The organism is Specibacter sp. AOP5-B1-6, from assembly GCF_052376555.1.
Classification (GTDB): domain Bacteria; phylum Actinomycetota; class Actinomycetes; order Actinomycetales; family Micrococcaceae; genus Specibacter.
Window position 1 is genome coordinate 20,768 of sequence record NZ_JBQSVT010000046.1, and the last position, 9,060, is coordinate 29,827.

A 9,060-nucleotide genomic window follows, 5' to 3' on the forward strand; every position below is an offset into this window, starting at 1 on the left:
TTTATAAGGGAATGCGCGGCGTGCTTGCAGCTGGTCCATGACCGGTTGGATTCGAGGTTTCGGTCCCCTGGAATGAGGCAACTGCAGCAACTTCGTCTCACCACGGGTGGGCCATTCTGCCACCGTCTGGGACCTCGAGGGTCCAACTTCGATGAGACGGGCAGCTGACAAGCAACCCAAAACGAGGGGCCGGATATCCGGGACCCGGATACACAGGTGCAAGCCGCCGTCGTCTCCGCTCTCAATGGCGGGAGGGCTGCTTCAAGGCGGCGAGGGCCTCCGGAATGGCCCGGTGGAACGTGGGGTAGGCGTAGATCATGGTTTTCAGCGTGGACACCGGAATGCGTGCGTGCACCGCCAGGGCGAGCGCCGACAGCACCTCCCCGCCGGTGGGCCCCATTGAGGTGGCACCCACCAGAATGCCTGTTTTGCTGTCTTCAATGAGCTTGATGAAGCCCTCGTTGCCGGACTTGTGAATCCACCCCCGCGTGGAGTCACCCAGCTCGGTGAAACCCACCCTGATGGACAACCCTGCATCCACAGCCTGCTTCTGCGTGAAGCCGACTACACCAATTTCGGGATCCGTGAACGTCACGTGCGGCACCGCATGGGTATGCGCCGTGCCCCTGTCCGGCTCCTTCGAAGCCCCGGTGCCATCTTTCCGGGCGAGAATGTGCCCGGCCACGATGTTGCCCTGGTACATGGACATGTGGGTGAATGCCCCGGCCCCTGCGGCGTCGCCGATCAAGTAGAGGCCGTCGGCCAGCTGCATGTGCGGGTCAACAGCCGGTGCAGCCTTCCCGTCCCACGCGATGTCCGCGGCCGCCAAGTCCAGGGCAGCCAGCGACGGGGTGCGCCCCGTGGCCACGAGCAGCTGGCTGGCAGTGAGACGGGAGATTTCCCCTGCGCCCCCGGCCAGCTCCAGCGTGAACTTCCCGCCGCTGTGCATGACAGCCGTGACGTCCTTGTTGCGCAGGATCTTGATGCCCTCGTTGCGGAACACTTCAGCCAACAGCCTGCCGGCCTCGGGTTCCTCCCGCGACAGCAGCCGGGACCCCCGCAGCACCATTGTCACCTTGGTGCCGAAGCGGGTGAACGCCTGTGCCAGTTCCACGGCGATGGGCCCGCCACCCCAAATGACCAGCGACTTCGGTGCTGTCTCGGCTTTCACGGCCTCCCGGTTGGTCCAGAACGGGGTGCCTGCCAGCCCCGGCACCTCCGGAACGGCAGGGTTGGTGCCCGGGTTGAGCACCACTGCGCGGCGGGCGCGGAAGGTGCGCTCGCCGCCGTCGGGCATGGAAACGGTGACCTCGCGGGGACCCGTGAGCCTCCCCGCGCCGCGAACCAGGCGCCCGCCCTTGTCGGTGAAGCGCTTGGCCGCGACAGCATCGTCCCAGTCGTCGGTGGCCTCGGTACGGATTCGCCCGGCCACCACGGAAAAGTCGGGGGTGACCTGCGCGCTGCCGGCCAGCCCTGGAACCCGCAGCGCCTCGGCCACCACGTTCCCGGCCCGGATCATCATTTTGGACGGAATGCACCCATAGTAGGGGCACTCTCCGCCCACCAGCCGGGACTCCACACCCACCACGGACAGGCCGGCCGCGGCCAGCTCCCCGGCCACCGACTCGCCGCCGGGCCCCATGCCAAGCACTACAACGTCAACTGCATCCGGCTTAACTGCGGCGGCCATAAAAGCTCCTTACTTGGTGATGCCCTTGTCCTTGAGCCACTGGGTTGCGGCAGCCTTTGGATCCATCTTTTGATCGCCCTCAACCTGGGTGCGCAAGGCGATCAGGTCGTCGGTGGTGAGCTGCTTTGACACATCGTTCAGGGCCGTCTGTCCGGCCTCGCTGACCTTGTCGGTCTTGATCACCGGCACCACCTGCTGTGCGCCGATCATGCCCTTGGGGTCTTCCAGCACAATAAGCTTGTTCGCCGTGATTTCCGGGGAGGTGGTGAAAATATCGGCGATCTGGACCTCGTTGTTCATCAGGGCCTTCAAGTTCAACGCCTCGCTGCTGGCACTGAAAGCCTTGAACTCCTTGGGCACGCAGTCGTAGAGCTTCTTCAAACCGGGCAGGCCGTAGGGGCGAGTCTGGAATTCCGACGGCGCCGCGAGCGTGAGTTCGCTGCACACGGGGGTCAGATCGGCAATGGACTTCAGCTTGTACTTGGCGGCAGTTTCCGCCGTCACCACGATGGCGTCCTTGTCCTCGGCGGCCGCGGCGTCCAAGACGCTCAGACCTGTCGGCATCTTGGCGGGGAGCGCCTTCAGGATGCCGGGGCCGTCAACCACCGTGTTGCCGGCGTCAAGATAGCCCAGCAGGTTGCCGGTGTATTCGGGCACCACATCGATCGAACCGTCCTCGAGTGCCTTCATGTACACCTCGCGGGCACCAATGTTCAGCCGGGTGCTGGCGGTAACGCCTGCCGAGTTCAAGGCGCCGGCGTAAATTTCGGCAAGGATGGCGTTTTCGGGGAAGTTGGCCGAGCCAACCACCACCGCGCTGCCCGACCCGCCGGTCTCGCCGCCACCGTCCTCGCCCAACGGGTTGCCGCCGCCGCAGGCAGTCAGGGCAAAAGCCACCGAGAGTCCTGCGGCCGCTCCGAGGAATGCGCGGCGGGTGGGCACGGATTTGTTGCTCATGATTAGTCTCCTGTTGTACCGGCTTGGCATTTTCAATTGTGCTTTGAACTGGCCGGGACCAGCTGTTCTGGAACCGTCCCGGTATTTTTCAGGCCCGGCGACACCACCGCACGTTGCAGCAGCGCCAGCAAACCGTCAATAACTATGGCCACGGCGGCGATAACCACGGCCCCGCCTAGTACTTGACCGTAATCCTGCACCGCGAGGCCGTCAATGATGTAGCGGCCCAGCCCGCCGAGGCTGATGAACGCCACGACCGCCACGGTCGAGACAACCTGCAGCACGGCCGAGCGGAATCCCCCCAGCATGACCGCCAAGCCGTTGGGCACCTCCACGCCAAACAAGATCTGCCGTTCGGTCATGCCCATGCCGCGTGCAGCATCGACAATCTCACGGTCCACGGCGGCAATGCCGGCGTAGGTGCCGGTCAAAATGGGCGGCACCGCCAGCAGCACCAGGGACCAGATGGCCGGCATCAGGGACAGGGACGAGGTGGCGATCAAGGCAAACAAGGTCATGATGCCCAGTGTCGGCAAGGCACGCAGCATGCCGGCAAGGGAAACCACGACGCCGCGTCCCCGGCCGGTGTGCCCCACGTACAGCCCGATCGGGACGGCGATGGCAACGGAGATCAACAGTGTCAGCCCCGTGTAGCCAAGGTGCTCGACGATGCGGACCGGCACTCCCATGGGCCCTTGCCAGTTGGCCGGGTCGGTCAGCCACTGCCAGCCCTGGCTGAAGGGGTCGGTGGCCGTGTATTTGGTCAGTGGCACGGTGGCGGCGGGAAAGCTCATGCCTGCACCGCCGTCGTGCCTGCTGCAGATGGAGTTGCTGCCGATGGGGCAGGGGCTGAGGAACTCGGGGCCGATGGTGTGCTGCGCAGCCAGGGTGTGAGCAGTTTTTGCAGCAGCACCAGCACGACGTCCATCAGCAGGGCCAGCACCAATGTGCCCAGGATTCCCACGATGATTTCGGTGGGGAAGTTCCGCTGCAGCCCGTCCGTGAAGAAGAAGCCCAAACTGGGAATGCCCAGCAGCGAGCCGACCGTGACGAGGGAGATGTTGCTGACCGAGATCACGCGCAGCCCGGCGAACAGCACGGGGATGGACAGCGGCAGGTCAACGCTGAGGAAGCGCTGGAACGGCCGGTAGCCCATGGCCGTGGCGGATTCGCGAATGGTGTCGTCGACCGAGTTCAACGCGTCGAGGGTGGAGCGCACCAGGAGGGCCACGGCGTAGATCGTCAACGCCACAATGATGTTGGAGAAGTCGAGGATTTTGGTGCCGAGGATGCTGGGCAGGATGACAAACAAGGCCAGCGACGGGACCGTGTACAGCAGCGAACCCGCCGACAGGATGATGCCGCTTGCCACCTTGTTGATCCGGGCCAGCTGTGCCAGCGGGATGGCGATGAGCACGCTCAACACCAGGGGCACCACGGCCTGGATCAGGTGGTAGCCGGTGAGGTTCAGGACCTGTGGCAGGTTGGCCAGGAACCACTGCATCAGTTTCGGCTTTCCCGTGCGGCGTCAATGACGGCCAGCACCTCGGAGGCCTTGACCAGGCCGGTGACCCTGCCGTCGGCGTCGACGGCGACGCCGAGCCCGGAAGGGGAGGACAACGCGGCGTCGAGGGCGTTGCGCAGGGGGTCGCCGGCGTGAAACAGCGAACCGCCCGGGATCAGCTGGTCGGGAGTTGCGTCCGGGTTCGTGCCCGGGTTGCCGGCGGTTGCGCCCGGGGAGCCCGGGGCAAGCCAGCCCTGCGGATGGTTCTCGGCGTCAACGGCGAGGACCCAGCGGCTGGGGGCGGCAGCACCGTCGTCGTCCGTCTTTGCCGGGACAGTCTGGAGCGGCGCAGACGTGGCGGGCGCAACCGGGGAAGCCGCAGCCGCAGCGGTCCCGCCCCAAACCACTGACGCAGCCGGGTGGATCGGCACGGACTCGCCGGTGCTGAACGACAGCCGCCGAAAACCCCTATCCCGGCCGACAAAATTGGCCACAAAGTCGTCCACGGGTGCCCGCAGAATTTCTTCGGGAGGTGCGTACTGGGCCACGCGGCCGCCGCTGGCAAAAACGGCGACCCGGTCTCCGAGAATGGTCGCCTCGTCAATGTCATGGGTGACGAAGATGATGGTTTTGGCCAGCTCGCGCTGCAGCCGCAGCAGTTCATGCTGGAGCTCGGCCCGGACCACGGGGTCCACGGCGGAGAACGGCTCGTCCATGAGCAAAACCGGCGGATCCGCGGCCAGTGCCCGGGCGACACCGACGCGCTGCTGCTGCCCGCCGGAGAGCTGGTTGGGGTAGCGGCTGGCCATGGAGGCCGGCAGGCCCACGGTTTCCAACAGTTCCAGGGAGCGTTTTCGGGCCTGCGCCCGCGGGACCTTGTTCAGGCGCAGCACGGTTGAAACGTTGTCGATGACGGTGCGGTGGGGGAGCAGCCCGGCCTGCTGCATGACATAGCCCATGGAGCGGCGCAGCTCGTGGGCGGGGAGACTGGCGACGTCGCGCCCGCCAACGGTGATCGTGCCGGAGGTGGGCTCCACCATGCGGTTGATCATGCGCAGCGACGTGGTTTTTCCGCAGCCCGACGGACCCACGAACACCGTGATCTTGCCGCTGTCAACGCTGAGGTTGAGGTCGTCCACAGCAGGTTGGCCGCTTTGGTAGACCTTGCTGACGCCCCGGAATTCAACCATCGCGTCGCCGAACTGGCCGATGGTTTTCTGGGCTGACGTGGTCTTGCCCTGTGCTGCAGCGGTGGCTTCTTGGGCCGCCATCGGTTCGTCCTCACTGTGGGTGGCGTTCTTGTGGATCGTTCACCTGGTGCCTGTTGATCATAGGCAGGGAGCATTTGCTGCGTAAAGTGCCGCCCGGGCGAGTCGTGCAGGTTTCGCCAACCGCGGACGACGGCGGATGGTGCGTACCGCCGTCGTGCTTGGGTTTGGAGGGCGTGGGTTGGGCAGACGGCGGAGGTATGAGAAGGCCGGTCCGCAGCCAGACGGCAACCAGCCAATTCAAATCAGCCGCGCGTTGGGGTCTGCAGTACTCCAGTCCTTCGCAATCATTCGAAGCCGCTCAAGATGATCCCTGCCGGCGTCAAATTGGTCCACGGCATATTTCTTCGCAGTCAGCTGGCTCAGAAGTAGTGCGAGATGCGCCTTTTCTGCCGGCTGGTAGTCCGTCCGCCTAAGCTCGCGTGCCGACATTGCGCTGAGCAGAGTCATCGCATCCGTTAGGTGTCGATCGCTATTAGGGTCATCCAGAATCCTCATCGCGGCGGCCTTGCCGATCAGAGCACCCCTAATGTCGGCTCTGTTGACGTTTCCCCGGACGCCACCAGCCTCAACCTGAACCGTCTCCGCTCGGTTTATCGCCGATTGAATCCCGGGAGCCTCCAGCGTTGTCCCGCCGGTGGCACCGGGGCGACGTGCAGAGCGCTCTCCGGTGCCGCGGGGAATCAAAACATCGAAAATGGCGCTGCCTCGAGTCCAGCGGTGCTGATGCCGTGTTGTAGTTTCGCCAACAGAAACGAATCCCATATCCAGCAATAGTTGCGTGAATTCAGCGAGGATCAGCGGCCTGCCTCTAAGATCCAATCCCATATCTGCATCGGTGGTGGGTCTAACCAGGTATGCACCGCGTTCCACCGCGTGTAAATAAACATTTTGTCCGCCAACAAGCACCCAGTGAACCGGCATGCGCTCGTGCAGTTCAAAGAGTGCTTCCCAAGCTTGCTGCTGTGGTTCAGGCAAAACTCCAAGAGTGATCAAAGTGCCTCATCCAATATTTTTTGGGCTGCGGAGATCTCCCGGGGTCCACCGCGATCCAATAAGTCTGCAGCGATCATCAGCCGAGGTGCTGCCCGGGGGAGGGAATGCGCATTAATGGCTCTGAGCAACGCGTTCGATCGCCCAGTCGATGACGGTATCAACATATAGTCTTCGACCACTTTGGGCAGGTCACTAAGAAGGACATATGCCTCATGCTCCTGGGCTTGAAGCAGCCCGGAAGCAGGATGGGAAACTCCAGTGACGAGCAAGCGTTCGTCCCCGCGAAGGTCCGGCAGGTCTCGTGGTTGCACCCTAAAATGCCCAACGTGGGCCCGATTCACCATCCAAGCGTTCAGTTCGCGGCGAAGTTGAGGGTCGCGCCTCAGGCTTTCAATTCTTTCCCTTGCCCGGGATGGCCTGTGCGACTTGGCGGCATATCCGTCAAGCATCAGTGCAAGTTCCCACGTGCTTTCCTCGCTGAGGGGCCGGCCGCCTGCCGCTCTACGTTGAGCGTGCGTGAAAACAGGTTCTTCGATGACCCAGACGTTACCGAGTTTGGCGGCCGAGATTTGCCCGGACTCGGCAAGCTGCCTCACCCGACGCTCGGAGATTCCGGTCTCCTGCGCGTACTTGGCGACACTTTTTCTCATGTCATAACTATACCGAGCTCGGTATAGTTTTGGTTGAAAGTTGCCATAACTAGTCCGAATCCGGAAGGGTTTTGGTAATCCGTGCGCAACCGCGGACGACGCCGGAAGGTGCGTACCGCCGTCGTGCTTGGTTTTGGTGTGGGTGGGTCGGGCAGACGTTCCGGGCACCGTTCAGGCTCCGGCGCTAGGCTGACCCCATGGACACTTCGGGAACGCAGCCAGCAGAGCAGGAATTCAGTACCAAGGGCGCCTACGTCACCGGCGATGAGTACACGCGCGACACCAATTACATTGAAACGCGGATCACCCGCGGCGGCGAGGACGGCTACCCCGTGGAAGCCGGTCGATACCGCCTGGTGGTGGCGCGGGCGTGCCCCTGGGCGCACCGCTCCACGATCGTCCGGCGCCTGCTGGGCTTGGAGGACGCCATTTCGATCGGCGTGTGCGGCCCCACGCACGACGTCCGCTCCTGGACCTTCGACCTGGATCCGGACGGACGGGACCCGGTCCTGGGCATCGAGCGCCTGCAGGAGGCGTTCTTCAAACGCACCCCCGACTACCCGCGCGGCATCACCGTGCCTGCGATTGTTGACGTGCCCAGTGGCGCCGTGGTGACCAACAATTTCCCGCAGATCACCCTGGACTTCTCCACCGAGTGGACAGAATTCCACCGCGAGGGAGCCCCGGATTTGTACCCGGAAGCACTGCGCGAGGAAATGGCAGTGGTCAACAAGCGCATCTTCACCGAGGTCAACAACGGCGTCTACCGCTGTGGATTCGCCGGTTCGCAGGAGTCGTACAACGCGGCCTACGAGCGCCTGTTTATCGCGCTCGACTGGCTCGAGGAACGCCTCGCCACCCAGCGCTACCTCATGGGGGACGCCATCACCGAGGCCGACGTGCGCCTGTTCACCACGCTCGTCCGCTTCGACGCCGTCTACCACGGGCACTTCAAGTGCAACCGCAACAAGCTCATCGAAATGCCCGTCCTCTGGGCATACGCGCGTGACCTCTTCCAGACCCCCGGCTTCGGCGACACCGTGAACTTCCAGCAGATCAAGGACCACTACTACATCGTCCACACCGATCTGAACCCCACCCAGATTGTCCCGCTCGGTCCGGACACTTCCGGATGGTCGACGGCGCACGGCCGTCAGTCACTGGGTGGGAGCCCGTTCGGGGCTGGAACCGCTCCGACCAGGCCGGTCGACGCATAACGCCACTTAGTAGAATGGTCAGTAGATATGGAGAGGGGGCCGTCATGGCCGCTGAGTTTGATATCGAGGGACGCTGGCCGGAGCTGTTTGCTGTCTTGCGCGAAGCAGACCGAATCGTCGTCGTGGACGCCTTCGCGTCGAGCTGGCATGAGGGTTGGATTCCGAATCGTGAAGACGTGGAGAACCTGACCGATCTTGTGCGGGGCGCGATCGACAAGGCCGAGTACGACCGGCGCGCTCAAGAGGCCGCGGCGCGGCCTGTTGCGGCCGATATCGCGCGCTGATGGCAACCAACTTTCCTTCCTGGGATTCATATTTCTGGGAGCCGGGCGGCCCCGTCCTGCGCAACCTCTAGGGGGAACGCGACGGGGCCGTCGTGGCGAGGCTGGAGTATGCCGAAACCGCGGCCCAGCAGTTCAATATTCAAAGTGGAGCGATGGTGATTCCACGTTCCTATGATGCGGACCATATGCGGAGCATCCACCGGCAGCTATTTGGCAACGTCTATGAATGGGCCGGCGAATATCGCACTGTCACCATTCTGAAAGGCCTTAGCGAATTCGCACCGCTTGGAAGCATCCCGCAGTACCTTGCCGATGCGAGTCGGATGATCGGCTCGGCCGACTGGCCGGCCATGGACAAAAGCTCGTTTGCGGCCGCGGTCGCCACGGTGTTCGCATATGTCAATCAAGCCCACCCCTTTCGGGAGGGCAACGGGCGCGCGTCGAAGCTGTTCATGCAGCACGTATCGGAGTTGAGCCCTTATCGAATCAGCTAG

The 9,060-nt window shown here is 63.6% G+C and carries 10 protein-coding genes; 3 read left to right on the forward strand and 7 right to left on the reverse strand.

Features of this window, described 5'->3' with window-relative positions; translation table 11 throughout:
- Positions 1 to 241: 241 nt before the first annotated feature.
- From ACT3TS_RS16990 to ACT3TS_RS17020, 7 genes are all read right to left on the reverse strand, one after another.
- The gene (locus ACT3TS_RS16990; protein WP_444532710.1) at positions 242 to 1,690 is read right to left on the reverse strand and encodes a dihydrolipoyl dehydrogenase family protein; all 1,449 of its coding nucleotides are present in this window, start codon (positions 1,688 to 1,690) and stop codon (positions 242 to 244) included.
- Positions 1,691 to 1,699: 9 nt separating this feature from the next.
- On the reverse strand, positions 1,700 to 2,647 hold the full coding sequence (locus tag ACT3TS_RS16995; RefSeq protein ID WP_444532711.1) for an ABC transporter substrate-binding protein: 948 nt from the start codon (positions 2,645 to 2,647) through the stop codon (positions 1,700 to 1,702).
- Between the two features lie 32 nt (positions 2,648 to 2,679).
- A complete protein-coding gene (locus ACT3TS_RS17000) occupies positions 2,680 to 3,336 on the reverse strand; it encodes an ABC transporter permease (RefSeq protein WP_444532719.1) in 657 nt (218 codons plus the stop codon).
- Positions 3,337 to 3,437: 101 nt separating this feature from the next.
- Complete coding sequence (locus ACT3TS_RS17005) at positions 3,438 to 4,151, reverse strand: ABC transporter permease (RefSeq protein ID WP_444532712.1); 714 nt, start codon at positions 4,149 to 4,151, stop codon at positions 3,438 to 3,440.
- Positions 4,151 to 5,341: an ABC transporter ATP-binding protein gene (locus ACT3TS_RS17010; protein ID WP_444532720.1), complete on the reverse strand. Its 1,191-nt coding sequence runs from the start codon at positions 5,339 to 5,341 to the stop codon at positions 4,151 to 4,153. Before ACT3TS_RS17010 ends, ACT3TS_RS17005 begins: the two co-directional genes overlap by 1 nt.
- A 318-nt stretch (positions 5,342 to 5,659) precedes the next feature.
- Complete coding sequence (locus tag ACT3TS_RS17015; RefSeq protein WP_444532713.1) at positions 5,660 to 6,397, reverse strand: hypothetical protein; 738 nt, start codon at positions 6,395 to 6,397, stop codon at positions 5,660 to 5,662.
- Positions 6,398 to 6,411: 14 nt separating this feature from the next.
- Positions 6,412 to 7,065: a hypothetical protein gene (locus ACT3TS_RS17020; RefSeq protein ID WP_444532714.1), complete on the reverse strand. Its 654-nt coding sequence runs from the start codon at positions 7,063 to 7,065 to the stop codon at positions 6,412 to 6,414.
- 197 nt (positions 7,066 to 7,262) lie between these two features.
- On the opposite strand from ACT3TS_RS17020, the gene ACT3TS_RS17025 reads away from it, so the two are divergent.
- From ACT3TS_RS17025 to ACT3TS_RS17035, 3 genes are all read left to right on the forward strand, one after another.
- Complete coding sequence (locus ACT3TS_RS17025) at positions 7,263 to 8,282, forward strand: glutathione S-transferase family protein (RefSeq protein WP_444532715.1); 1,020 nt, start codon at positions 7,263 to 7,265, stop codon at positions 8,280 to 8,282.
- Between the two features lie 44 nt (positions 8,283 to 8,326).
- Complete coding sequence (locus ACT3TS_RS17030; RefSeq protein WP_444532716.1) at positions 8,327 to 8,566, forward strand: antitoxin VbhA family protein; 240 nt, start codon at positions 8,327 to 8,329, stop codon at positions 8,564 to 8,566.
- A 92-nt stretch (positions 8,567 to 8,658) separates the two neighbouring features.
- Positions 8,659 to 9,060, forward strand: a complete 402-nt coding sequence (locus ACT3TS_RS17035) for a Fic family protein (protein WP_444532717.1) — start codon at positions 8,659 to 8,661, stop codon at positions 9,058 to 9,060.